Source organism: Alkalibacterium sp. (genome assembly GCF_046484155.1).
In the GTDB taxonomy this organism is placed as follows: domain Bacteria; phylum Bacillota; class Bacilli; order Lactobacillales; family Carnobacteriaceae_A; genus Alkalibacterium.
The window spans coordinates 13,822-39,436 of the sequence record NZ_JAWOBT010000104.1 but is presented as its reverse complement, the minus strand read 5'-3'; the positions used below and the strand labels follow the sequence as shown (position 1 = coordinate 39,436).

Below are 25,615 nucleotides of genomic sequence, written 5' to 3'. Positions count from 1 at the left end.
AGTGCCTTATTGAGGATTGAATCATCTAATTCCTAAAGCAATTCTGGCATATCTGCTCATTCTCGACGTGTCCCAAGCGGGATACCAGACTAACTTGACATCGGTTTCTGTAATTTCAGGTATTGTTTTCACGGCATTCAATATATCTTCAGTAATAACATCAGCTAATGGACAACCCATCGTTGTTAATGTTATTTTTATTTCACAATACCCACCATTAAAAACATTGACCTCATAAACGAGACCTAAATTAACAATATCTATGCCAAGCTCCGGGTCAATAACTTGTTCCAAAGCTTCCATAATACGTTTTTTTATATCTTTTATTTCTTCTTCGGGCCATACTTTTTTATCTTCATTCATTAAATTTCCTCCTTACACACCTATATTTTACCATATTTATTATAAAGATTTCACTTAATTCTAAAAAATTTAGTTGAACAAATCGTTTCAACTATTCTGATGTAAACATTTATTATACTTTTATTGATACCTTTGCTATACTAGTAAAGAAAATGAATGACGATCAGTTAAAAGGATGATTTAATATGAAAAGAAAACTTATTGCTATAGATTTGGATGGGACTACTCTAAATGACCATTCAGAAATATCTTCAAGAACCAAAAAAACATTAACGCGTCTTCAAAATGACGGTCATATCGTCTCCATCGTTACTGGACGTCCTTTTAGAAACAGTTACTACTACTACGATCAACTTAAATTAGATACTCCCATCGTTAACTTTAACGGAGCATGGTGTCACAATCCATCTCAAAAACTATGGAAATACGGGTATCACAAAACCTTGAGCAAGGACCTTGCTTTATCTATGCTTTCTCTAAAAGACAATCCAGAAGTGCAACTCATCGCTGCAGAGTCTCGATCATCAATTTATATTGAAGGTGAGTATATTCCTTATCCAGATTTCTTTCCGGATGGTATTCATATGAGTAAGCAGTTAAGACCTGAAATCTTATTGGAAGACCCTACATCTATAGGCGTATTTACGTCAACAAGCCAATATCAGCCAGCAATAGAACAAAAGATCATAGATATCTATAAAGATTCAGTTGAAGTCCGCATGTGGGGCGGAAAAACCCCTTGCTTGGAAGTAGTCGCTGCTGGCGTCCAAAAAGCTATGGGAATAGAGCGCATAGCTAGTTATTATAATCTTAATCGTGAAGATATTCTGGCCTTTGGTGATCAGGAAAATGATTTCGAAATGATTCAATATGCTGGTCACGGTGTTGTGATGTCAAATGGTACTGAACGCTTAAAATCCATCAGTAATGATATCACCATCAAAAATAATCACGAAGATGGCTTAGCAAATTATCTGGAAAGTTATTTTAAACTATAGTCTAAAAAAGCAAGAAAGAGGAAGTCTCTTTCTTGCTTTTTTTTATATAATTTTACACATAACCAGCATTCTTCAATCGAGTGGCACTAGCTGCCCCCACTGACCCAGCAACCATCGTGCTAATTTTTTCCCTGTTAATGATTGGCTACTTTTATTGATTTTTTGTCAATACGCCATCTTTCATCGCATAGACTGAATCACAATACTCAGTTAAGCGCTCGTCGTGAGTGACCATGATGGTCGCTTTCTTTTTTTTCTTTGTCTCCCTAGCTAAAATTGCAACAACTTCAAACGCACGGTCAGTATCTAGACTAGCTGTTGGTTCATCCGCTAAAATAACAGCTGGATCATGGTACATTGCACGGGCAATTGCTGCTCGCTGTTTTTCTCCACCAGATAAATCGCTTGGATATTTATCCATCAAATTATCAATGCCAAGTTCCGATAGCAGCTTTTTTATTTTGCTTTCATCAATTTTTGATTTTTCAACTTTATTGACCAGTCTCAATTGATCTTTCACAGTGAGGAACGGAATAAGATTAGATGCTTGTAATATGAAACCAATTTCATTAAATCGCTTCGTGGCCCGTTTTTTTTCTTCGAGTTCACTGAATTTATCGTTTTTGATGAATACTTTACCTTCGGTTGGTGTTTGTAGTCCACCTATTATCGTAAGAAACGTACTTTTTCCCGATCCACTCGGACCAATAATAGCTACGAACTCACCCTCTTCGACTGAGAAATTGGTCGACTTCAATGCTTCAATCGTTTTTCTGCCATCTTTAAATGTTTTTTTAACGCCTTTCAATTCAATAAGTTTCATTACTAGCTCCTAATCTATCGCTTCTAATGGATCGATTTTTACAACGGTACGAACAGAGAAGAATGCTCCTGCAACTGCTACAACTATTAACATTGTCGTGATAGATATCAAAAATAACAGATTATTTTGATACGGTACAGCTGCCGGTAAGACAAGTCCTGTTCCTAAAGTTAAAACTAAACCTGTAAAGACACCTATGAACGAAAGCAAAAATGTTTGTCCTACCACAGACTTAGCAATGTATTTAGATGAAATCCCTTGCGCTTTCATTACACCAAGCATTGATGATTTTTGTAGAGTCAATACGTAGATAAATATGCCTATGATCATTGCAGCAATCAACACTAAAAAGCCAATCATAAGTCCAAATGTGAGAACTTGGGCAGTATAACCAGGTAGATTAGAGATGAATTCCCCAGTTGAATATAAGTTTAAGTCATTATCATTTAACTCGATATCTGAAATTTCCCCAGAACCCCCACGCACAGCAATCGCACTAATGATTTCATCTTCTCTTTCACCAAAACCACTTGCTCTGATCCGCTGGTACGTCGGGTGATTCGTATATAATACGGGTCCAACGCTGAACTTGGCATTATCAGTAAACCCGACGATTTCTACTGTTAAATCCATTCCGGCTAAAGATAGTTCATCTCCAATATTTATGCCTTCTTCGTTCTTTAAGCTGATATCGGCGATGACTTCATTTTCTTCACTAAAACCCTCACCTTCTATTACTCCAGGATAAATAAATTCTTCTTTATCGATACCAAAAAAAGTCACATTAACCTTACTTTCTTCATCTGTTTTCTCTTTTGGCTGGACAACACTTGATGTAACCCCGAGAGAGGCCTTCTCATATGCATTAATAGTTTCCATTTGATCTTTAGGGAACATAGACATATTGATATTTAAATTAGACTCATCAGCCAAAACAATGCCATCCGCATCCCACTTATCGATACTCATGCGATTTTCTTGTGCTAAACCATATGCTAAACCTGTCAGAAAAAAAACAAGGTAAGATATAAGTACTACCACTCCAATAATTAATGCAAAACGCGTTTTTGAATATTTAATCTCTTGCCATGCTAAAAACATATGTAACCCTCATTATCCTATAGTTTGAGTCCGTATTTTTATTTAAAAAACTCACAGAATCCATTTATAATCATACCTGATTTTAAAACTAACTACAAATATTTTTTGCAAAAAAACACCCAAGGATTAAGCTCCTTGGGTGTTTAGCATTTACTTTTTATTGAAATTAATAATTAAAAATATTATTCAACTGCACGTTCTGTACCAGTTAGGTAAAGTGTATGCAAGCCTGCACCAGGAGTGTCTGCATCTACACCAACATTGATGTCAAATGAGCCCACACGGTTATTAACTGGTGTGACAGCTTTACGGAATAATGTTGGGATAATTGGTAATTCTTCCATGAAGTATTCCTGCCAATCGTTAAATACTCCTGCACGCCATTCAGTATCAAAACCTTCTGGACTTGTCATTTGTTCCATAAACTCGTCATTTTCTTCTGATGCCCAACGAGTAAAGTTAAATTCAGCATCACGACCATATAATTCTGAAGGAGTTGGATCGGTACCTGTTCCCCATGCTCCTTGATAAATATCGATTTCAGGATCATCAGCTCCAACGCGGTCATAGAATGAGTTGAATTCGTGTAAACGTCCGTCTAGAAGTTGAACGTTTAAACCAACTTTTTCCCATGATTGCATGTAATATTCCACGATAGGTTCAGCAACTTCTCCACCTGACATAGAAGCAAAGTTGATAACTAACTCTTCACCCTCAGGGTTTTCACGCATACCGTCTCCGTCGACATCTTCATATCCAGCCTCATCAAGCAGTTCGTTTGCACGTTCTGGATCATGTGGATATCCTTCCAACGCTTCATTATAGTAATCAGCGAAGTTAGGGATAATTGGTGAGTTTGCGCGACGACGTAACCCTTGGTAGAAACGAGCGCCTACAGCATCGTTATCTATTGCGAAAGCCATAGCTTGTCTCAATTCTTTATCAGCCATTTTTGCATCTGGATTTGGAACGTTTTGAGCGGGTTCTACAATCTCGTCTCCATCCATTTCAGCATCTTGCCATTCGCCTAATTTGAATCCGATGTACGTATAAGCATTTTCATCCTGACCTAATATTGTATAGCCTGGAATATCTTTGAAGGTTTCATATTGGTCTGTTGGCATACCCACAAACACGTCATATGAAGCATTTTCCATAGCCGCAACAGCAGAAGATGTCGGAACAGTTTCTAGTTCGATACGATCTAATTTTGGAGCACCACGGTAGTAATCTTCAAATGCGGTATATGAAACAGATTCGCCTGGAACAATGTTTTCAACTTTGAATGGTCCAAACCCAATTGGATTTTCACGAATTTCTGGAGATGATTCAAGTTCACCCACTGGAATATCTTCTAGATAGTGACGCGGTGCAGCATAAGCCCATACACCACCACCCGCTTGAAGCATTTGAACGCCAACAGATTGGTATTCAATTTCAAGCGTTAAGTCATCTATGACACGAACGCCTTCGATACTATCTGCTTCGCCACTTTTGTATGCTTCCATACCAACGATATTAGCTATATCACCACTATAACGAACACCAGTGTAATCTGGATGACCGATGATTTCGTGTGTAAATGCAATATCCCCAGCAGTTACTTGTTCTCCATCATGCCACAAAATATTATCTTTAAGTGTGATGGTAGCCACATTTGTATCTTGATCTAATTCAAAAGTAGCTGCACCAGAATCATCCCATTGATAGTTCTCGTCGTAGCCTAATACTTCTCCCATTGTGTAGCCCATTACGATTGCATCTGGGTTACCAGTGTATAGTTCCCAACTGAAGATACCAGTAAATGGTGAATCGGAAACATACCCAATGTTTAAAGTGCCGCCTTCCATTTCTTCGCCTTCATTTTCAACACGCTGTTCAAATGTGATTGGTTGAGGTCCGTCTTGTTCCCCGTTAGAACTTTCCTCACCTGAATCTTCTGTACCATCTGTCCCACTATCAGTTGTGTCATCAGTTTCCCCGTCACCACAAGCTGCTAAAATAAATGCGACTGCAGCAGTACTTGCCAACATGCTATATTTTTTCTTGTTTGACATATTTTTTTCTCCCCTTCTCTTATCCTAATCTTTGTTTTGCGTCTGCCGAACGTTGTAGCGCGCGACCGACGTAGTTTATACACAGCACCAACACAAGAATCAAGGTTGAAGCTGGTAACCAAACCCAAGCTTTATTCTCCAGAATATCTGGATTAGTAGCATAGGAAACTAACGTACCTAAACTTGGTGTTCCGGTTGGTAAACCGAATCCAAGGTAGGACAACCCTGTTTCTAAGCCAACACTACCAGCAAAGTTCAATGTTAAGGTAACAATGATCAATGAACTTATATTTGGCATCATTTCGCGAAGCATAATCACAATCGATGGTGTACCCATTGTTTTAGAAGCACTTATAAAATCTAGACGCCCTACTGTCAGAGCACGTCCACGAATAAATCTTGCCTGACCATGCCAGTTAAAGAGAATAAGTATTCCTGCAAAAGTGACAATGTTATAGTTTGGTACAATCGTTACGAAAATAATAATAATCATTAGTTGAGGCAAAATCATAATAAAGTCAATAATACGCATGATGATGTTGTCTACCATTCCAGCATAAAACGCTGCTAAAATCCCGACGACAATACCGATTGCACTGGTTACCATTGCAACCGTCCATCCTAAGAGGAGTGAGTTACGTGCACCGATCAGAAGTAAACCGAAGATATCTCGTCCTGCTGAATCAGTTCCCAGTATATAACGTGTTCCTTCGTAAAGTGGATCAATACTCATTGACATGGGCGGTAAATAAGAATCCCACAAACTGATTCGCTGTACCGCTGTCTGATCGACAATAAAAGACCAGACAAAAATCGTCACTAACAATACGACTAATAATATCAAAGAACCTAATGCTAATTTATCTCGCATAAATTCGCGAACAATCACTTTAAATCCCATCGGAGGGGCAGATGTGGGCTTAACATTCGATAAAACTGCCGCTTCTGCATCTTTATTTGTTGCCATAAGAGTTACTCATTCCTTTCTATAAAAATCTTTAGATTAATCAATACGAATACGTGGATCAACAGCCATAAGAATCAAGTCTGATAATAATGTTCCTATTAAAGCCAGGAAACCATAGAATAAGACAAGAACAAAAATAACGCTGTAATCTCGTGTATTGATTGATTGGAGGAATAAATATCCCATCCCACGGTAAGTAAAGATTTGCTCGATGAAAATAGATCCTGAAAACAGACTAACGATTGTAAAACCAAATCCTGAAGCGATTGGTAATGATGCATTTCTGAAAATGTGTTTTGTATACACTTTTTGAATCGGCACACCTTTAGATCTGGCAGTTTTGACATAATCAGAAACTTTCGCATCAATAATTTCACTTCTTAAAAATTGAATGATTGAAGTCGTCCCTAGTATCGCTATCGTTATCGATGGAAGTAATAAGTGGTACAATTGACTCCACCATATTTCCCACTGAGTGGTTGCAGCAATATCCACGCTGCCTCGAGCCGGGAACCAGTTTAAGTTGTAACCGAAGATCCATACCATAAGTAAAGCTAATACAAAAATCGGAACAGCAAAACTGACAAAGTTATAAACTAAGATCGTTTTATCTACAACAGATTCATTGTAACGACCGGCGACAATGCCGAGGGGTAATCCAACCGCATAAGTTAATATCACTGAAAGCAATGATAACCTTACAGTATTACCTAATCGCCCAGCAATAACTGCTGTTACAGGTTGCTGATAATTGAAACTGCGTCCAAAATCACCTTGGAAAGCATTTGTCATCCATCTAACATATTTAACCGGGAGCGGATCATTCAGTCCATAAGATTCTCTCATCGCTTCGATTTGTGCAGGGTCTAAGTTGGGATCGATTAACCCAGTAAACGGATCCCCCGGCATAAAGTCAGCAATGATAAAAATTAAAATACTTAAGATAAGGATTTGAGGGATCATTAGAAGTAAACGTCTGATAATTGTTTTCCACATGTTTAACTTTCCCCTCCTGTTTTAAGATTTTCATTTTTTAAAGACGCATTTGGTTCTTCCGGTTTCAATGCTACATAATGATTATCCTCAAATTTTTGAAGATCATAGACACGTCCTTTTGGATCGTAATACTCGGCTTCTTGTGCATCATATGATGCTTCGACACGTTGTCTTTCAACTTTGTGCGCTTTACGAGTTGTTGGATCCATATCTGGAATTGCAGATAATAGACGTTTAGTATAAATATGCTGCGGATTATTGTAGATAGCTTCTTTAGAACCTTGTTCCACGAATCGGCCTCTATGCATGATAGCTATGTCATCTGACATATGTTGTACAACACCCAGATCATGAGAAATAAAGAGATAGCTTAACCCATATTCTTTTTGAATACGTCTCATAAAGTTAAGCACTTGAGCTTGAACAGATAAATCAAGTGCAGATGTTGGTTCGTCAGCAATGATCAATTTAGGATCACTTGCTACTGCCCGAGCAACGCCGATTCTTTGTCTTTGTCCCCCAGAAAATTCATGTGGGTATTTATACATAGCTTCAGCATTCATACCAACGATTTCAAGTAAGTCTGCTACTCTCTTTTTGATTTCTTGGGGTGTGTAATTAAAATAATTATGCATTGGTTCAGCCATAACATCAAGGATACGCTTTTTAGGGTTCATGGACGATGTTGCATCCTGGAAAATCATTTGAACGTCTTTATTGTAATTAGCGTATTTCTCTTTTCTGCTTCGAGCTTTATTAGTAACCTTTTTACCTTCATACATTATTTCCCCAGATGTTGCTTTTTCTAATCCAATAATGGTTTTACCAATTGTTGTCTTACCAGATCCGGATTCGCCAACTAAACCATATGTTTTACCGCTTTCGATTGACATATTAATACCATCAACGGCTCTAACATAATCTTGAATCGTATTTAAGACTCCTCCACGAATCGGGTAATGAACTTTTAAATCTTTAACTTCTAAGAAAGCCATTCTATTTTTCCTCCCCTTCAAAGTGGAAGTGTTTCCAGCATGTACATCTCACTTTGTGGTTAGGACTAATTTCATGTAAAACTGGATTTTCTTCATGCGCTTCTTCTGGAATCCACGGAATACGCGGAGCAAAACGGCACCCTTTTCTTGGTAAATTTTGTAATGATGGAACAGTCCCGTGAATAACATGAAGTTCATCATCATCGTCAGCAAGTTCATGTGGAATAGAATTCAACAGTGAACGCGTATAAGGATGTTTCGGATTGGCAAACAATTCTTCTACGGGTGCTTCTTCAACAATTTGTCCAGCGTACATAACAGCTACCCTATCTGCTGTTTCAGCAACAACACCCAAGTCGTGTGTGATTAAAATAATTCCAGATCCTGTTTCATCTTGAATATCCACCATCAAGTCCAATATTTGAGCTTGAATTGTAACATCTAAAGCTGTTGTTGGTTCATCAGCAATGATAACAGGGGGTTTGTTTGCTAAAGCTATTGCGATAACGACTCTTTGTCTCATCCCACCTGACAATTCATGTGGGTAGTTTTTCATGATGTATTCAGGTCTAGGAATTCCTACTTGATTAAGTAATTCTAAAACTCGGTCTTTTCTTTGCTGATCATTTAAATCAGAATGATATTCTAATGATTCGGAAATCTGATTAAAAATTGTCATTAATGGATTTAATGACCCCAACGGATCTTGGAAAATCATTCCAATATCATTTCCTCTAATACGGTTATACAACTTTTCATTCAAATCGAGTAAATTTAAATCTTTATAAATTACTTCGCCTTTGATTTGGGTATTCTTTGGATCATGTAATCCCATAATAGATGTAGCCAGAGTAGATTTCCCACATCCGGATTCACCAACAATAGCTAAAATTTCATTGTTTTCTAATGTTAACGAAACATCGTCTACTGCGTTATGATATACATCACCAAAACGAAACCCAGTTTCTAAGTTGTTAACCTCTAATAAACTACGTTCGACGGCCACTACTTTACCTCCTATGCTATCCTTCCTTAAAAATAATTCTTGAATTTTCTAAAGAAGATTATTAAACTTTCATTCATTTCTAATCAAAAGCTTAATAATATAAACAGAATTATACACCGTAATTCTTATTAAATCAATGCTTTTTTTTAGTTTTATAACAATCGGTTAAATTTTCAAGCATTTAATTATCATCTGTTTTTAATTATATTATAATAATTACATTTCTTCAACTATCATTTTATGAATTCGAATATATGTAATCCACTGCTTTTCCAACTGTTGTAATTTGTTCAGCATCTTCATCAGAAATTTCTCTCCCAAATGTATCTTCCATTTCCATAACGAGTTCAACAACATCTAATGAGTCTGCTCCAAGATCATCTTTAAAAGACGTATCTCTTGTGATCTTATCTTCGTCGACACCCAATCTTTCGACTATAATTGCTTGAACCTTGTCAAAAACTTCTTGTTCTGTCATTTTTATTCACTCCTTTTAAAGTAATAGTTATTTGTTATGTTTTTATAATAGTACTGTTACCAAATTATCATTCAATTCACAACTGTTATTGTATCGTATTCTTTTTGTAATTTCCATCTTTTCCAGGAAAATTCTTGTTTTAATCGTTAACTCTTTGTTATATATATGCTTTTTTCAATCATTTTTTTCAAAATATTCGATCAAGTCTTCAAGTAATTGTGATTTTAACATCTCTCTAATTTGACGAATAGTATGATAAACGGGTTCTTCAGTGGCAGATCCATGCGTTTTTATAACAGGTGCTTTTAATCCAAATAATACAGCTCCACCATACTTAGAATAATCCAATAAATCTTTCATGTTTCTCAAGCTATCTTTGAGCAACAGCCCTCCGACCTTTGCTTTTAACCCATTGTTATAAATAGAGTCCTTCAAAACGGTCATCATTGACATGGCTGTCCCTTCGATCGTTTTCAAGACTGCATTTCCTGTAAAGCCATCTGTCACTACGACGTCTGCGACTCCATTCAACAGCTCTCTCGCTTCAACATTACCAATGAAATTGATTGCCTTGTTCTCTTTAAGTAGCTGATACGCATCTTTTGCAAGCATATTTCCCTTATTTTCTTCCGTACCATTATTTAATAAGCCTACTCTTGGGGACTCGATTTCATGAACATGTTTAGCATACTGCGAACCCAAAGTTGCATACTGGCTAATATTAAGTGGTCTAGAATCGGCATTAGCTCCAACATCTATAACGTGGAACAATGAGCTCTTGCCGGAAAGAGACGGAAGGGTTGCGAGCAAACCTGGTCGATCGACACCTTTCATTCTTCCTATCAATAATGTCCCCGCCGCCAACAAAGCCCCTGTATTTCCGGCAGAGAATAATGCATGGTTTTCACCATTCTTCACTGAAAAGGCAGCTTTGACCATTGATGCTTCTTTTTTTCTTCTTACTGATTGAACAGGATCATCTTCGCTTAGTATTTTTTCATCAGTATGCACAATTTCGATATTTGGTAAACTTTCATCCAGTTCTTGACGAATGAGGTCTTCTTTACCATATAATACCAGTGTGACATCACTAAATTCTCGGGCCGCTTTGACACATCCCTTAACGATTTCTCCTGGAGCATTATCCCCGCCCATAGCATCTACGGCTATTCTCATTTTTTGTCCTCCTCTATATCTAAACTAATCTAAAATCATTTCACTATTTGCATGAATGCCTAAACTTTCTCTTAAAACTTCGTACTCTTCTTGCATATAAAATTCTCTGGATTGAATTAAATTTTGTGCCACTGATCTAGCTTCTTCCAATATATCAAAATCTTCGACTATATCAGCTATTTTAAATTCTGGAAGTCCTGACTGTTTTTTTCCGAAAATATCTCCCGGTCCACGCATTTCCAGATCTCTTTGACTCAAAACAAATCCGTCTGACGTTTCCGTAATAATCTGCATACGCTCTGCGCCTTTTTCGCCTTTGGGGTCTGCAATAAGGATGCAATAAGATTCCTGATCTCCTCGACCGACTCTTCCCCTCAATTGATGGAGCTGTGCTAAACCAAAACGATCCGCATCGTGAATAATCATTAATGTCGCATTAGGCACATTCACACCGACTTCAATAACTGTCGTCGAGACCAGGACTTGAATGTCGTTTCTCTGGAACGCTCCCATAGTTGTCTCTTTTTCAGATGGGTTCATTTTACCGTGGAGAAGCCCCACGGTATATCCATCACCCAAAATTTCTTTGTATGTGTGGTAAAGTGCTGTAACATTTTCCAGATCCAACGTCTCTGATTCTTCGATCAATGGACTTATTATATACACTTGGTTCCCTTTGGCTAATTCTTTTTTCAAAAAGCTTGTCATTCGGTCGAAATGTTTAGGCCTGATCCAGTACGTTGATATAGGTTTTCGCCCCGATGGCATTTCGTCAATGATCGAAACGTCCATTTCTCCATACGCTGTAATGGAGAGCGTTCGAGGGATAGGGGTTGCTGTCATGAATAAAACATCTGGGTTTAAACCTTTTTCTCTTAACGTCTTTCTCTGATTCACTCCAAATCGATGTTGTTCATCCGTAATGACTAATCCCAGCGACTGAAACCCCACATCATCTTGAATAAGCGCATGTGTGCCTATAATACAATCCAGCTCTCCGGTTTTCAATTCTTCCAATATGGTTTCTCGTTTTTTTCGTTTGGTTGATCCTGTTAACAACGCTACCTTTATCTCTGTTTTCTCAAACATTTCATCTAAAGACTGTTTATGTTGCGTAGCTAAGATTTCAGTCGGCGCCATTAATGCAGACTGCCTGCCTGCTGTTTTGGCCGCTAAAATAGCCGAAGCTGCCACGACCGTTTTGCCGCTCCCCACATCGCCTTGAAGGAGTCTAAACATTTGACCGGGGATTTTCAAATCTTTACATACTTCGTTCACTACTCTTTTCTGGGCTTGCGTTAACTCGTAAGGCAGGGAATCAAAGAATACCTTTAATTGCGTCACATCATAATTCATGGTCGCACCGTTTTGGGCTAGTTTCGTCTGTTTTTTTATCCAAGCCATTTTTAATTGATAAATGAAAAATTCCCTAAAAATCACAGAGTGCCGTGCTTCTTCTAATTCTATGCCATCATTTGGAAAATGCATGCGGTATATCATATCTTTCCGCGACACTAAATGGTGTTTATCAAGTATGACCTGAGGCAAGTCCTCCGGTATGACTTCATGGTATAACTTCCAAGCCGCATCAATTAACTTTAATATCGTTGATTGTCTGATTTTCTTCGAAGAATGGTAAATAGCTTCTCTATTATTCGCCAAATCAGTTGAAAGTATCTTCATTCCATTTAATTGTTTTCTAATGCCGTCCCATTTCCCGAATACTTTGATCTCTTTACCTGCTTCGACCTGTTTTTTTAAATAGGGTTGATTAAAAAAAGTGACGGAGACGATGACATGGTCACAGTTCATCCGAAACGTTAACCGATTTCTTTTTCTTCCGAAATGAGAAACAACACCATCAGAGATCGCCACGCCTTCAAGCACAACTTTTTCATTGTCTTCAATATCTTCAATTGATTTTACTGTTAAATCTTCAAATCGAAAAGGATAGTAGGTCAATAAATCGATAATCGAATGAATTCCTAATTCATTTAGAGCCTCAACTCTTTTCTCTCCAACGCCACTTAATACGGCCACTGAATCTAGAATAGACAGTGTCATAGTCTCCCTCCTTTCTGTTTAAAATAAAGAAGAATAAAGAAACAACAGAATAATAAGTCGTTTCTCTATTCCTCTCCTTTTATTCTACTGAAATTAAATAAGGATATACAGGTTGTCCACCTTGATGTATCTCTATTTCGATATCAGGATAATTCTCTTCCATGAATTCAGCTAATTTATCCGCCTCTTCTTCAGAACCCTCTTTACCGATCAGCACTGTCACAATCTCACTTTCGTCATCTAACATGGCTTTAATCGTCTCTAAGGCGGTATCAAAGAGTCCTGGAGCAGTTACTTTAATATCTCCATCTATAATACCCATATAATCATCCTTATTGATGGTTAATCCATTTAACTCAGTATCTCTTACCGCGAAGGTCACTTGACCAGACTTGACTAACTCTATTTCATCAGTCATCGCTTCACTATTTGTCTCAATATCTTGAGAAGGGTTATAACCCAACATTGCCGTTAAGCCCTGTTGGATCGTTCGTGTTGGTACTACAACAGCTTCGGCATCGATGACTTTCGTTGCCTGCTCAGCAGCCATAAATATGTTTTTATTGTTCGGTAAAATGATGTATTGTTTAGCCGGGACACTTTCCATCGCTTTCACGATATCTTCAGTGCTTGGATTCATCGTTTGACCACCCTGCAGAACGCAATCGACACCCAAACTTTCAAACAATTCCTTGAGTCCTTCTCCGGCTGCAATAGCTACAACAGCGAAGTCTTTCACTTCTACCTGTTTAACTTTATCTCCGGACAATGCAGAATGCTGTTCGCGCATGTTATCAACTTTGATTTTCATCAATGATCCAAATTTTTGACCATAGTTCATGACTTCACCTGGTCGTTCTGTATGAACATGAACTTTAATGATTTCATCATCAGCAACGACAAGTAAGGAATCGCCCATCTCATTTAAATGATTACGAAACTCGTCATAATCAAATTCTTTTTCAACTGTTTCGCCTTCTCCGATATGCACCATGATTTCAGTACAGTATCCATAAGTAATATCCTGAGTGTTCACGTGTTCATGAACCCCACTTCTGTGATGTTCAGCTCGAACCATTTCTTCCAAGTTATTATTTCCTTCCTCAACAGGCGCTTCGCCTGTCAACGATGATAAAAACCCTTCATAGATATAGACTAGGCCTTGACCACCACTGTCAACGACACCCACTTCTTTTAAAATAGGTAACAAGTCAGGCGTTTTCTTAAGTGAACGTTTGGCAGCTTTTAAAACTGTTTCCATTAATTCTATGATATCATCAGTTTCTTCTGCTTTTTTCAGACCGGCTTTAGCTGATTGTCTAGCCACCGTTAAAATTGTTCCTTCAACGGGCTTCATTACTGCGTTATAAGCCGTTTCAACACCGCCCTGAAAGGCTTGTGCGAGGTCTGCTGCATTAACTTCATCTTTTCCTTCTAATGCCTTTGCAAATCCTCTAAACAATTGGGACAAAATAACGCCAGAGTTTCCTCTCGCACCCATAAGTAATCCTTTGGCTAATGCTTGCGTAATTTCTCCCATTTTTTCACTGGAAGATTCTTTCACTGCATTGGAACCGCTAGTGAAAGAAAGATTCATATTTGTTCCTGTGTCTCCATCTGGAACAGGAAAGACATTCAACGAGTTAACATAATCTGCATGTTCTTCCAGACGCTGTCTGCCCACAGTCACCATTTCTCTAAACTTTTTCGCTTTTAAACTATTTACATCCACTTTTCCGTTATCCTCCTTTGTCACTTAAAAATACGTGACTTTGGCTTACAAATCGTTTTGAACTCTGACGCCCTGGACAAACACATTTACTGAACTTGCTTTTATCCCTAAGTCGTGTTCAAGCTGGTATCTAACTCTTTCTTGTACATTTTTAGATACTTCAGTAATCTTTGTCCCGTAGCTTACAATAATATACACATCTACAGCTATATCTTTGTCTTCTTGTCTTACAATGACACCCTTAGAGTAGTTATCTCTATTTAATATTTCATTGATACCGTCGCGTACTTGATTACGACTGGCCATTCCAACTATGCCGAATATTGCAGTTGCAGCGCCACCGACTACTGTAGAAATCACATCACTCGACATTTCTATATTTCCATAATCTGTATTCATTTGTATGCTCATACCTCAATCTCCTCTCAATTGGTAGAAATAATTATCTGTCATTTTTCCCTTTGATATTCAAACATATTTTAGCATATTATGCACAATAAAAAAAGACAGTGTCACATCTTATCATCATACTCATTAATATCTGGAACTAAAAGGGTTGATTTTCATTACACTTCATACAGTATACACTGTAACAGGATACTTTTATAGAGAGTTTTATTGTATAGTGTTGAAAGATACCGATTTCATCTTTCAATTTCATCTTCTGTAAAGGTAAAACACTTGATTCTTTTTTAAAAAATACTTGCTTCATTCTCTTAATTATGCTATTTTAGATAAGTATGAGTTAGCTTTTATTAGTTAAAGCTAAGCACGAAGGAGGAGAAAAAATGGCTAAAGAATGTTTTGTAACTGGACGTAAAGCTAGAAGCGGAAATAATGTCTCTCACGCTAATAACAAATCTAAACGTACCTTCAGTGCGAATTTACAAAAAGTTCGTATTATGGTTGATGGTAAACCTAAAAAAGTTTGGGTTTCAGCTCGCGCTTTAAAATCAGGTAAAGTTGAACGCGTTTAAAAACGATAAAAGAACGGATATCTATCAAGAGGCTTTAGCCTCTTATAGATATCCGTTCTTTTTATTTATCTCCACTTTGAATAACCGCTAAAATCCCTTTTTCAAAAGTAAACCGGCATTCTTCTTCTGAAAATTCGTTACTCACCAAAGCTACTGGATAGTCATAAGATTTGTTGTTTAGGGGATATTTCACACTCTTTAAAGTCAGCTTTTCTAAAGCGGTCATGCCTATAAAAGAAAGATACGTTTTCGAATCTTCTTTCACTATCGTGTAACCGCCCGGATGATAAAAATTTATTGTGTTTGCCTTATTGATCAGTGTGATCGAACCAATCTTATCAATAAAACGCGGCTGATAAACCATATATAAGATACTCAATAAGTGATCAAGTCGTCCCCCGGACCAATTGTATACCGAAATTTGACTCACTGTTTCGTCTTTCACAGCCAGACTCAATGCAATCTCTGCATCTGTGTCATCCTTATCCGCAGCGTGCTCGATATAAAAATCGGCAGTTGCCTTCAAATCAGCTTTTTCTTCAGCAGAAATAGAATCGAAATCACCCACGGCTGTCGTTACAGTTATGCCTCTAGACAAACATTCAACCGCACCTCTGTCCACACCTATCACAATATCCTCTGTCCGAGGGGTTGGGAATACTGCGTTATCTGTAGGAGCTCCAAGGACAATATGAGCGGTCTTAGGCACTATCTCTCACCGCTTTTTTTAATGATTCGATGCGTTCTTCAGGATTGGATGAATTAAATACATAAGAACCAGCTACGAAAACGTCTGCGCCGGCTTCGGCACATTGTTTTATTGTTGTTGTGTTGATGCCGCCATCTACTTCAATTAGAAAGTCACACCCTTTTTCTTTTTTCCATGTATCTAACGTTTTAATTTTACTCAGTGTTTCATAAATAAACGATTGACCTCCATATCCTGGATTAACCGTCATAACCAGCACCAGATCTACCATGTGAATAATATCCTCTAAAAGACTGACCGGGGTAGCTGGATTTATAACGATACCTGCTTTGACGTTAAAACTCTTAATCAATTGCAGAGCGCGTTGAACATGAGGCGTACTCTCTAAATGAATAGAGATATAATCCGCTCCTGCCTCGGCAAATTCTTGGATAAAGTAATCAGGGTTTTCTACCATCAAATGACAATCGATGGGCAAGTGAGTATGTGGTCGAATGGCTTTGACTACAATGGATCCGAAAGTTAAATTGGGAACAAAGTGACCGTCCATTGAATCGACATGGATCCAATCTGCGCCACCTTCTTGAACTTTGATAATATCTTCTCTTAAATTAGCAAAATCCGCACTTAGTATCGAAGGTGCAATTTTCATTATTTTTCCCCTTTCTTTCCGTAACGTGGTTTCCTATTTTTAATTTCCTCTAATAAGGATAAATAGTTTTTGTATCTGTACTCCATTATTTCACCATTCTTGACTGCTTCTTTCACAGCACAATTGGGTTCATTAAGATGAATGCAGCTACTGAACCGACACTTTTTACCTTCTTCCCATATTTCGGGAAAGCATTCACTTAATTCCTGTTCAGTTACTTTATCAAATTGGATTGCACTGAAACCAGGTGTGTCTGCTATAAGGCCTCCCATCACAGGAATAAGTTCCACGTGCCGTGTGGTATGCTTCCCTCTTCCAAGTGATTTAGATGTGTCTGCCGTCTTGATGTTTAAATCAGGATCGATCTTATTTAATAATGTGGATTTCCCCGCACCAGATTGTCCTATGAAGACAACTGTTTTATCCTCAACATAAGACTGTAAGCTTGCTTTAACATCCTCGGGCTCCATTTCTTTTTTATGCTCAGGTAAAATAACCGTGTATCCTATTTTTCTATATTCTTCACACCTTGCTTTAGTTTGGCTATAATCTGCTTCAGTAGCGATATCCGTTTTGGTCACGTAAATGATTGGCTCGATATCTCTGTATTCCAATGACACAAGAAACCGGTCTAGTAAGGATGAAGAAAAATCAGGACTGCTGATAGACATGACGATAATCCCTAAATCGACATTGGAAACGGAAGGTCTGTCCAACTCGTTTTTCCTCGGAAAGATTTTTTCCAAGGTTCCCTCTTTCTCTGTACCGTAACTGAATTCGACATAATCACCAACTAAAGGTGTAATTTTATTCTTGCGAAAAATGCCCCGTGCCCGTGTCTGATAAATTGTCCCTTCAGCCGTTTTGATATAGTAAAACCCACTCAATGCTTTAATAATCTGACCTTTATTCAAGTAATCACTTCCTCTCTAATCATTTGGCGTAATATCTGTCTCTTCCATAATGATTTCACCATTTCTCACAACTCTATAGCTGGCCGTGTTTCCCTCTTCGATATTAAAAGAAATAATTTCGGGGGTGTCCTCAAAGATATCAAATTTACGGTAAATCTTATCAAATGAATTTTCAGCATCGTCTACGTATATTTCAATTTGATTCGGTTCCTTAACTGCTTCTTCAGGTTCAGGTTCGGGTTCGCCATTTTCATTTACCGGTTCTCCTTCACTCGTTTCAGCGTCTTCTTGAATATCCACGTATTTTATAATAATACCTTTATCGAAGGAAATAATTTCCGCTTCTTCTGGTCCTGTAGAAAAGACAACTGAAATACGGGATCCGTTGTAAACGACCGATCCCGGTTCAGGAGACTGACTCGCCACTTGCCCTTCAGGAATCGTCCCGTGAGGTGCACGAGTAATCGTTACAGACAAATTATAATCATCGGCATATCTTTCCACACCTTCTGGCGAATAACCCGTTAGATTAACTAAATTGTGCCCTGCAGGCCCTTCGCTTACGGTTAACACGATAGTTGTCTCACTAGGAATGATTTTTTCGTCCGGTTCAATGCTTTGAGACATGATATGCCCCTCCGGTATCGTGTCGTCATTGTCGTCTTCTCTTTCTACAGTAAAACCTAAATCAGTCAGTTCAGCTCGGACGTCTTCATACACTTTTCCTTCATAGTTATCGATTGTCACGGGAGCTTTACCGAGACTGATGTATAAATTCACTTCACCGGCTTCTCTCAAAACAGAATCTGCATCAGGATTCGTTCGTATAATTAGACCTGTCCCAATTTCTTCATGATTCTGTTCAAATGTTTCTCCTACATTTAAATTTAGATTTACTAACTCACTTTCTGCTTCACCGGCCGTCATTCCTTGAAGATCAGGAACTTGCACTTCTTTCGGCTGGGTAAAGATAAACAACAAAATAACTAGTACCGACACGATAAGCACAGCAATGATCATCAAGAGTACTTTTTTCCGTTTCCCCGACCGAGCCGATTCTGATCGGTTCGTATTGTTTTTTTCATTCGTATCTTTTTCCTCAGGAGTAGATGCTGACTTTTCTGTCACTTCAGACTTTCCCAGAGGTCTAATCACTTGTGTCTCATCATCAATATGATCTGTAGGAACAAATTTTTCTTCATCAGCTCGACTCGGTAAAAGCGCGGTTCTTATGTCCTCTTTCATTTCATATACAGATTGATAGCGATGTATCGGATCTTTTGCCGTAGCTTTTAAAACGACATTCTCCAGCGCTTGCGGTAAGGATGCATCTTTTGCTCGCAGCGAAGGCATTTCATTTTGAAAATGTTTAAGGGCAATAGATACAGCCGATTCTCCATCAAAAGGAACATCTCCTGTGAGTAGTTCATATAATAATATACCAAGCGAATAGATATCCGACTGCTTAGTCGCCATACTTCCTCTAGCTTGTTCTGGCGAAATATAGTGTACAGAACCTAAAAGTGAATTTGTTTGTGTGATAGAGTTCTCAGACAAAGCTACAGCTATTCCAAAGTCAGTAATTTTAACTGTTTCGTCGTGATCGATTAAAACATTTTGAGGTTTAAGGTCTCTGTGAATGATATTATGCTTGTGAGCATATTCCACAGCTCCCAAAATTTGAGTCATGATTTTCACGGTTTTTTTATAAGGAATGGGGTGATGCTCTTTGATGTATTCCTTTAAATTATAGCCTTCAACGTACTCCATCACAATATAAGGCGTTTCATCTTCTCCAACGTCGACCACATTGACTATGTTTGAATGTAGTAATTCAGTTGTAGATAACGCTTCTCTTTTGAAACGCCGAATACTGGACTCATCATTGTGAAAATTGTAAGCCATCAGCTTGACAGCGACTTGACGTTCCAGAATTAAATCTTCTGCTAAAAAAACTTTAGCCATGCCGCCCGATCCTATTTCTCTGATGAGTTTGTAGCGATTACTTATTCTTTCACCGACTTTCATCTATTTACCCTCCTCTCCTTCACTGTCTGTATCGAATTTATTATTAATTATACAAACCGTTATATTGTCTGTAGATCCATTTTGTAACGCATTTTCAATCAGTATGTTACCTCTATCGTTTATAGAATATGGACTTGTCAAAATTTCACTCATTAATTCATTCTCTAATCCATTTGAAAGTCCATCTGAACACAACATGAGAATCGAATCATTAGACTTTTCAAAAACAAAAAAATCTATCTCAACTTTATTGAAAACGCCTAACGAACGTGTCAACGTGTGTCGTTGACGATGATTTTTTGCTTCTTCTTCTGAGATCTCACCTTTAAGTCTCAGCTCGTTCGCAAATGTATGATCTTCAGTGATCAATGTCAAGTCTTCTTGATTAAAGTAATAAGCCCGACTATCTCCGACATTACCAATGATTATGTCATTATCTACATATGCGGCGGCGACGATGGTCGTTCCCATTCCGTCTAAGTCACTATAGGACTTAGCCACCCTATATATTCTCTGATTTTCTAAATTAATGTGCTGATCGAGCCATTCTTTTGCTTCATCACTGTCACTAAAAGATGTTTCTGCCCAGTGGTTACCTATTTGCAAGACAGCCATTTCACTCGCAATATCACCTGCTTTATGACCGCCCATTCCATCACATAAAATAGCTATCAATTGATTATCTTTATTTAAAAATGTTTCAACGTAGTCTTGATTGATTGAACGCTTACCAATAAGCGTCTTCTTAAAAATTTCCAGTTTTATTCACTCCCGCTTAACTATTATTAATCTTTACTATGTAGAGGTGAAAACGAAAAACATCCCGTCATTCGTTTTGACCTCTTGTTTATTTTTGTTTAATTAGACTGGCTATAAAAAATCCGTCAGTATCAAAATAGTGAGGGTATAAGTTGACATACCCTTCTTTAGAAAGTTGCACGACCCCTTTATGCGTATAGACTGGTTCAACTGTAAAATCAGTATTGTCTCGCAAAAAGTTTTCGATTACTTCATTGTTTTCTTTTAATGTAATTGTACAGGTGCTGTAAAGCAGTCGTCCGCCTTTTTTCAATAAAGGAGCAACGTTATTTAATATATCCAGTTGCACTTTTTGTAAAGAAAAGATATCATCCATTGATTTTTGATACCTGATGTCCGGTTTTCGCCTCATTAAACCAAGCCCCGAACAAGGAGCATCCACGAGTATCTTATCAAACGTTTGGCCGGCAAATACTTCAGTGCTTTTTCTAGCATCCAATACTTGGGTTTCAATGAGCGCAGAAACGCCTAGACGTTCAGCGTTCTCGTGAATTTTCCCTAATTTATTTTTGTGTAGATCAAGTGCCACAATAGACCCTTCTGATTCATTTAAATAATTGGCCATATGCGTCGTTTTCCCACCGGGAGCAGCACAGGCATCTAGAATTTTATCCGTTTCGTCAATTTGCATAGCTTCTGCAACAAGCATGGAGCTCTCATCCTGAACAGTTATAATCCCTTTTTTAAATAAATCGGACTGTACAGGTAAACCATTCTCACAAATCAATCCATCTTTTGCTATTTCACTTTCCCTTACTTCGAATCCCTCTTGAACCAGTTGTTCAATGACATCATCCATCGCTTTTAATTTTGTATTGACACGCAGACTCACTTGAGCTCGTTTGGATAATGACTGGGCAATTTTTTCGGTTTCTTCTTTTCCAACTTCTTCAATCAATAGTTCAATTATCCATTTTGGATAACTATATTTGATTGAAAGATAAGTCACCGGGTCAGCGATGTCCTCAGGAGAGCGAACACCTTGTCGATCGATACTTCTCAGCACGCCGTTTACAAACCCGGAAATCCCTTTATGTCCTCTTGCTTTTGCAATACGAACAGCTTCATTCACACTTGCGTGGGTCGGGACTTTATCGAGCTGAGTCATTTGATACAAAGAGAGGCGAAGTAATTGTTTGACCCAATTTTCCACTTTATTAGGTTGTTTAATAAAGGGTTCAAGCTGATAATCCAATAACAGTTTATTTTGAATGACTCCATAAACAAGTTCTGTCAAAAGGCCTCTGTCTTTATCTGATAACTGGTGATTATTCACCGCTTCACTCAACAGGACATTGCTGAATGATTGATTCTTTTCTATTTTTTCTAATATGGTAACCGCAATATAGCGGCTGCTATTTTTCAAGTTTGTCTTCGTCAAAGCGCATTCCTTCTTCTAAATAATTTAAAGCCCCAGCTAAGAAGTCTTTTATCTGCATCTTAGGTTTTCCAAAGGGTTGAACTTCTTTAAGTGATAGAGCTGTTTGGTTTTCGCAATTTACAATACATTCATTCTTGTTTAACTTGATGATTGTCCCAGGTTTTTCATCGCTAGCTATTTTTAATGTGTCAGCTTTCCATATTTTAAATCGCTGACCGTTAAAAAAGGTATATGCTCCTGGAAAAGGATTCATCCCTCTGATTTTATTATTGATTTGTTCGGCTGATTTTGACCAGTCTATTTTTTCTTCTGCCGGTGTAATCATCGGTGCGTAGGTGATTTCTGATTCATTTTGTTTTTGCGGCTTGATTTCCTGGTTAAATACCTGCGGTAATGTTTCCATTAAAAGATCTCTGCCTAATATACTTAATTTTGTAAATAAGCTTCCTACTGTATCGGAATTTTCGATAGTTAAAGGTCTTTGAGATATAATATCTCCTGCATCCATTTCTTTTTCCATATACATTATCGTCACGCCTGTTTCTTCTTCTCCATTGATCAAAGCATAATGAATGGGTGCAGCACCTCTATACTTAGGCAACAATGATGCATGCACATTAATGGCTTTGAATTTGGGTGTATGAAGAAGTGATGTTGGCACGTATTGGCCATATGCAGCTGTAATAACCAGATCAGGTCTCAATGCTAATACTGCTTTCAGTTCGTCACTTCCGGATAGCTTTTCAGGTTGAAAAACAGGAATGTCGTATTCCATTGCTTTTTCTTTGACCGGAGTGGCTGTTAACTTTTTTTTCCTCCCGACTTTCCTGTCAGGCTGGGTCACAACAGCGCTCACTTCACATAAATCGCTATCTACTAAAGCTTCTAAAATAGGCACTGAAAATGCGGGTGTTCCCATGAAAACCACTTTATACATTTGTTATTCCTCGTTTCTAAATAAAATCTAAAGGCTGATAATCGATGGATATGAACACACCTTTAGCCTGTTCTTTCTGTGTTTCCTGTAACAAGTCGTGTATTTTTTGAGTTAATTCCGCTTCTTGTTTATATTTAATCAAAACCTGAAAATGATACCGGTTGTGTGTCCTGGCGATAGACTTTGGCGTAGGTCCTAACACGATCGCTTGGTCAGATAAAGCCGGACGAATATAATCCGTATATTGACTGATTTTTTTAGCGGCGGTCATTTCATTTTCATGACTCACAGAAATTTTAAGCAGGAAATAATACGGACTGTATTCACTTAAATGCCTTAAATGCATTTCTCTTTTATAAAAAGCATCATAATCATGTTTTTTGGCGTATTGTATGGCGTAATGCTCAGGATTGTAAGACTGAACGATCACCTTACCTTCTTTTTCGCCCCGACCGGACCGCCCACTCACCTGAGTTAGTAGCTGAAATGTTTTTTCTGCAGAACGAAAATCTGGCAGGCTTAACGCCGTGTCGGCATTGATGACACCTACTAAGGTCACTTCCGGAAAGTCCAAGCCTTTAGCAATCATTTGAGTACCAAGCAGTATGTCCGCTTCTTTTTTTTCAAATTTATTAAATAATTTTTCATGCGCGCCTTTTTTCCTTGTCGTATCCACATCCATACGAATAATCCTTGACTGTGGAAGCAAGGTTTTAAGTTCTTCTTCTACTTTTTGTGTGCCAGTCCCATAGTATCGGATAGATCGGCTATCACACTTCGAACATTTTTTGGGGATGGCCTCTTCATGCCCACAGTAGTGGCACTTCATCGTCTTGGTATCCATATGCAGTGTCTGAGATATATCACAATTAGGACATTCCAGTACATACCCACAATCCCGACACATCACAAAGGAAGAATAGCCTCGTCTATTCAATAATAACACTGATTGTTCTTTCCGTTCAATCCTCTTTGCTAAAGCTGCTAGCAATGATTCAGAAAAAATTGAATGATTCCCTTTTTTAGCTTCATCCCTCATATCGATAACATCGACTTCTGGCATAGGATGATTATTCACACGCTTATTCAATTCCAATAAAGTGAAGATACCTTTGGTCGCGCGTGCCCGCGATTCCAGAGAAGGTGTCGCACTGCCTAAAACGACGGGACAATCATGGTACTCTCCACGCCAGATAGCGACATCTCTCGCATGATATTTAGGAAATTCTTCTTGTTTATAAGTTGTTTCATGCTCCTCGTCAATTATAATAATACCGATGTTTTTTAACGGTGCGAAGATACTCGAGCGGGCACCGACAACGACTTTGGCTTCTTCTTTTTCGATTTTACGCCATTCATCGTACTTCTCGCCATTAGATAACCCACTGTGTAAGACAGCTACTTGTTCGCCAAAGCGACTCTTAAACCGATGGACCATTTGAGGTGTTAAAGCAATCTCCGGAACCAGCATGAGTGCGCCTTTGCCCTCATCAATGACCTCAGCGATCGTTTGTAAATAGACCTCTGTTTTACCACTGCCAGTGACCCCTTTGAGAAGATATACGTCATGATGGTGGTCTTTGATTGATTGGTTGATTTGATTGAAGGCATGTGTCTGCTCTATTGTCAGAGACATGGCGTTCGTTCGTTCAAATTCAGAAGAAGCAAATGGATCTCGGTACACTTCTTCATCAAAAACTTCACACCATCCCTTTTTCGCTCCGGTCAGAACCGTCGATGAGGAAACATCCCATTCTTTTAATTCTGAATAAGATAATGAAGATGCTTTACCCAAAGATTGCAGAATATCAAGCAACAGCTGTTGCTTGATTGCATTCGAACGAATCTCTGCTTTAATTTCCTCGTACTCTTCAAAATCAAGCAGTGCTCTTACTTTTTTTATTTTTTTCACCGCTGCTCTATCGCTCACATCATACTCGATTTCGACTTTATCTTGTTTTTCCAGCTGAATAATCTGACTCAAAACATTTTGTTTTTCAGCTTCTTCCCAGCTCAATTCATCTTTTCCTTTAAATACATCCCACAAAAGTGATTCTGGAATTTCATCTATAATTCTGATGATTTTACTGTATTTAGCCCGCATCACCGCAGGGAGCATGGTTTGATAACACTTTACTTGAAAACTGAATGTCTGATGTGACAAATATTTACCCAAGCGAAGCAGCTCTTGTGTTAAAACTGGGTAACTATCCATTAATGACTCGATAGCTTTTAAATTCATATCAGGTGATACGTTATCGTTAATTCCAACGACAAATCCCTGTACTTTTCTCGATCCATTCCCAAAAGGAACGACCACACGCATACCCGGTTCAATGATTGTTAAAAACTCTTCCGGTATACTATATGTGTATGGTTTGTTTGTCTGTAATGTAGGAACATCTACTATGATATTTGCAACTAGAGACATGTGTCATCTCC

The 25,615-nt window shown here is 38.1% G+C and carries 23 protein-coding genes; 2 read left to right on the top strand and 21 right to left on the bottom strand.

From position 1 onward, the window contains the following. Positions 1 to 21: 21 nt before the first annotated feature. Complete coding sequence (locus R6U02_RS07510) at positions 22 to 363, bottom strand: metal-sulfur cluster assembly factor (RefSeq protein WP_410262994.1); 342 nt, start codon at positions 361 to 363, stop codon at positions 22 to 24. A 185-nt stretch (positions 364 to 548) separates the two neighbouring features. On the opposite strand from R6U02_RS07510, the gene R6U02_RS07505 reads away from it, so the two are divergent. Next, positions 549 to 1,361 carry a Cof-type HAD-IIB family hydrolase gene (locus R6U02_RS07505; RefSeq protein WP_410262993.1) on the top strand — a complete coding sequence of 271 codons (813 nt, stop codon included), beginning with the start codon at positions 549 to 551 and terminating at the stop codon, positions 1,359 to 1,361. Positions 1,362 to 1,512: 151 nt separating this feature from the next. Here the strand turns inward: R6U02_RS07505 and R6U02_RS07500 are convergent, their stop codons facing one another. The 12 genes from R6U02_RS07500 to R6U02_RS07445 form a co-directional block, all read right to left on the bottom strand. Beyond that, the gene (locus R6U02_RS07500) at positions 1,513 to 2,184 is read right to left on the bottom strand and encodes an ABC transporter ATP-binding protein (protein ID WP_410262992.1); all 672 of its coding nucleotides are present in this window, start codon (positions 2,182 to 2,184) and stop codon (positions 1,513 to 1,515) included. Between the two features lie 9 nt (positions 2,185 to 2,193). After that, entirely contained in the window at positions 2,194 to 3,285 is a 1,092-nt protein-coding gene (locus R6U02_RS07495) for an ABC transporter permease (protein ID WP_410262991.1), read from the bottom strand. Positions 3,286 to 3,467: 182 nt separating this feature from the next. Further along, positions 3,468 to 5,342 (bottom strand): oligopeptide ABC transporter substrate-binding protein, encoded by a 1,875-nt coding sequence (locus tag R6U02_RS07490; protein ID WP_410262990.1) that lies wholly within the window; start codon positions 5,340 to 5,342, stop codon positions 3,468 to 3,470. Between the two features lie 19 nt (positions 5,343 to 5,361). Further along, positions 5,362 to 6,309 (bottom strand): ABC transporter permease, encoded by a 948-nt coding sequence (locus tag R6U02_RS07485; RefSeq protein WP_410262989.1) that lies wholly within the window; start codon positions 6,307 to 6,309, stop codon positions 5,362 to 5,364. Positions 6,310 to 6,345: 36 nt separating this feature from the next. Next, positions 6,346 to 7,305, bottom strand: coding sequence for an oligopeptide ABC transporter permease (gene opp4B, locus R6U02_RS07480; protein ID WP_410262988.1), 960 nt, complete (start codon positions 7,303 to 7,305; stop codon positions 6,346 to 6,348). A 2-nt stretch (positions 7,306 to 7,307) separates the two neighbouring features. Beyond that, positions 7,308 to 8,300: an ATP-binding cassette domain-containing protein gene (locus R6U02_RS07475; protein WP_410262987.1), complete on the bottom strand. Its 993-nt coding sequence runs from the start codon at positions 8,298 to 8,300 to the stop codon at positions 7,308 to 7,310. A gap of 1 nt (position 8,301) precedes the next feature. Continuing rightward, positions 8,302 to 9,306: an ABC transporter ATP-binding protein gene (locus tag R6U02_RS07470; protein ID WP_410262986.1), complete on the bottom strand. Its 1,005-nt coding sequence runs from the start codon at positions 9,304 to 9,306 to the stop codon at positions 8,302 to 8,304. 238 nt (positions 9,307 to 9,544) lie between these two features. Then, complete coding sequence (acpP, locus tag R6U02_RS07465; protein WP_410262985.1) at positions 9,545 to 9,784, bottom strand: acyl carrier protein; 240 nt, start codon at positions 9,782 to 9,784, stop codon at positions 9,545 to 9,547. 174 nt (positions 9,785 to 9,958) lie between these two features. Continuing rightward, positions 9,959 to 10,960 carry a phosphate acyltransferase PlsX gene (gene plsX / locus R6U02_RS07460; RefSeq protein WP_410262984.1) on the bottom strand — a complete coding sequence of 334 codons (1,002 nt, stop codon included), beginning with the start codon at positions 10,958 to 10,960 and terminating at the stop codon, positions 9,959 to 9,961. A 24-nt stretch (positions 10,961 to 10,984) separates the two neighbouring features. Continuing rightward, positions 10,985 to 13,018 carry an ATP-dependent DNA helicase RecG gene (recG, locus tag R6U02_RS07455; protein WP_410263061.1) on the bottom strand — a complete coding sequence of 678 codons (2,034 nt, stop codon included), beginning with the start codon at positions 13,016 to 13,018 and terminating at the stop codon, positions 10,985 to 10,987. An 85-nt stretch (positions 13,019 to 13,103) separates the two neighbouring features. Next, positions 13,104 to 14,756: a DAK2 domain-containing protein gene (locus R6U02_RS07450; RefSeq protein ID WP_410262983.1), complete on the bottom strand. Its 1,653-nt coding sequence runs from the start codon at positions 14,754 to 14,756 to the stop codon at positions 13,104 to 13,106. A gap of 45 nt (positions 14,757 to 14,801) precedes the next feature. Then, positions 14,802 to 15,167 (bottom strand): Asp23/Gls24 family envelope stress response protein, encoded by a 366-nt coding sequence (locus R6U02_RS07445; RefSeq protein ID WP_410262982.1) that lies wholly within the window; start codon positions 15,165 to 15,167, stop codon positions 14,802 to 14,804. Between the two features lie 377 nt (positions 15,168 to 15,544). Between R6U02_RS07445 and rpmB the strand changes: the two genes are divergently transcribed. Further along, positions 15,545 to 15,733: a 50S ribosomal protein L28 gene (gene rpmB / locus R6U02_RS07440; protein WP_410262981.1), complete on the top strand. Its 189-nt coding sequence runs from the start codon at positions 15,545 to 15,547 to the stop codon at positions 15,731 to 15,733. 61 nt (positions 15,734 to 15,794) lie between these two features. Here the strand turns inward: rpmB and R6U02_RS07435 are convergent, their stop codons facing one another. The 8 genes from R6U02_RS07435 to priA all read right to left on the bottom strand — a co-directional run bounded on the left by R6U02_RS07435 (position 15,795) and on the right by priA (position 25,604). Further along, complete coding sequence (locus tag R6U02_RS07435; protein ID WP_410262980.1) at positions 15,795 to 16,442, bottom strand: thiamine diphosphokinase; 648 nt, start codon at positions 16,440 to 16,442, stop codon at positions 15,795 to 15,797. After that, positions 16,435 to 17,094: a ribulose-phosphate 3-epimerase gene (rpe, locus tag R6U02_RS07430; RefSeq protein ID WP_410262979.1), complete on the bottom strand. Its 660-nt coding sequence runs from the start codon at positions 17,092 to 17,094 to the stop codon at positions 16,435 to 16,437. The genes R6U02_RS07435 and rpe overlap by 8 nt, the downstream gene beginning before the upstream one ends. Further along, positions 17,094 to 18,008 carry a ribosome small subunit-dependent GTPase A gene (gene rsgA, locus R6U02_RS07425; protein WP_410262978.1) on the bottom strand — a complete coding sequence of 305 codons (915 nt, stop codon included), beginning with the start codon at positions 18,006 to 18,008 and terminating at the stop codon, positions 17,094 to 17,096. Before rsgA ends, rpe begins: the two co-directional genes overlap by 1 nt. Positions 18,009 to 18,023: 15 nt before the next feature. Beyond that, positions 18,024 to 20,036, bottom strand: a complete 2,013-nt coding sequence (gene pknB / locus R6U02_RS07420; RefSeq protein WP_410262977.1) for a Stk1 family PASTA domain-containing Ser/Thr kinase — start codon at positions 20,034 to 20,036, stop codon at positions 18,024 to 18,026. Next, positions 20,037 to 20,756, bottom strand: coding sequence for a Stp1/IreP family PP2C-type Ser/Thr phosphatase (locus R6U02_RS07415; RefSeq protein ID WP_410263060.1), 720 nt, complete (start codon positions 20,754 to 20,756; stop codon positions 20,037 to 20,039). A 127-nt stretch (positions 20,757 to 20,883) separates the two neighbouring features. Then, complete coding sequence (gene rsmB, locus R6U02_RS07410; RefSeq protein ID WP_410262976.1) at positions 20,884 to 22,236, bottom strand: 16S rRNA (cytosine(967)-C(5))-methyltransferase RsmB; 1,353 nt, start codon at positions 22,234 to 22,236, stop codon at positions 20,884 to 20,886. Next, positions 22,211 to 23,173 (bottom strand): methionyl-tRNA formyltransferase, encoded by a 963-nt coding sequence (gene fmt / locus R6U02_RS07405; protein WP_410262975.1) that lies wholly within the window; start codon positions 23,171 to 23,173, stop codon positions 22,211 to 22,213. The genes rsmB and fmt overlap by 26 nt, the downstream gene beginning before the upstream one ends. 16 nt (positions 23,174 to 23,189) lie before the next feature. After that, positions 23,190 to 25,604 carry a primosomal protein N' gene (gene priA, locus R6U02_RS07400; protein WP_410262974.1) on the bottom strand — a complete coding sequence of 805 codons (2,415 nt, stop codon included), beginning with the start codon at positions 25,602 to 25,604 and terminating at the stop codon, positions 23,190 to 23,192. Positions 25,605 to 25,615: the final 11 nt, after the last annotated feature.

Excerpts from the sequence above, each read along its gene's own strand:
- R6U02_RS07510 (WP_410262994.1), bottom strand. The coding sequence starts at position 363 with ATGAATGAAGATAAAAAAGTATGGCCCGAAGAAGAAATAAAAGATATA.
- R6U02_RS07505 (WP_410262993.1), top strand. The coding sequence starts at position 549 with ATGAAAAGAAAACTTATTGCTATAGATTTGGATGGGACTACTCTAAAT.
- R6U02_RS07500 (WP_410262992.1), bottom strand. The coding sequence starts at position 2,184 with ATGAAACTTATTGAATTGAAAGGCGTTAAAAAAACATTTAAAGATGGC.
- R6U02_RS07495 (WP_410262991.1), bottom strand. The coding sequence starts at position 3,285 with ATGTTTTTAGCATGGCAAGAGATTAAATATTCAAAAACGCGTTTTGCA.
- R6U02_RS07490 (WP_410262990.1), bottom strand. The coding sequence starts at position 5,342 with ATGTCAAACAAGAAAAAATATAGCATGTTGGCAAGTACTGCTGCAGTC.
- R6U02_RS07485 (WP_410262989.1), bottom strand. The coding sequence starts at position 6,309 with ATGGCAACAAATAAAGATGCAGAAGCGGCAGTTTTATCGAATGTTAAG.
- opp4B (WP_410262988.1), bottom strand. The coding sequence starts at position 7,305 with ATGTGGAAAACAATTATCAGACGTTTACTTCTAATGATCCCTCAAATC.
- R6U02_RS07475 (WP_410262987.1), bottom strand. The coding sequence starts at position 8,300 with ATGGCTTTCTTAGAAGTTAAAGATTTAAAAGTTCATTACCCGATTCGT.
- acpP (WP_410262985.1), bottom strand. The coding sequence starts at position 9,784 with ATGACAGAACAAGAAGTTTTTGACAAGGTTCAAGCAATTATAGTCGAA.
- plsX (WP_410262984.1), bottom strand. The coding sequence starts at position 10,960 with ATGAGAATAGCCGTAGATGCTATGGGCGGGGATAATGCTCCAGGAGAA.
- R6U02_RS07445 (WP_410262982.1), bottom strand. The coding sequence starts at position 15,167 with ATGAGCATACAAATGAATACAGATTATGGAAATATAGAAATGTCGAGT.
- rpmB (WP_410262981.1), top strand. The coding sequence starts at position 15,545 with ATGGCTAAAGAATGTTTTGTAACTGGACGTAAAGCTAGAAGCGGAAAT.
- rpe (WP_410262979.1), bottom strand. The coding sequence starts at position 17,094 with ATGAAAATTGCACCTTCGATACTAAGTGCGGATTTTGCTAATTTAAGA.
- pknB (WP_410262977.1), bottom strand. The coding sequence starts at position 20,036 with ATGAAAGTCGGTGAAAGAATAAGTAATCGCTACAAACTCATCAGAGAA.
- fmt (WP_410262975.1), bottom strand. The coding sequence starts at position 23,173 with ATGTATAAAGTGGTTTTCATGGGAACACCCGCATTTTCAGTGCCTATT.
- priA (WP_410262974.1), bottom strand. The coding sequence starts at position 25,604 with ATGTCTCTAGTTGCAAATATCATAGTAGATGTTCCTACATTACAGACA.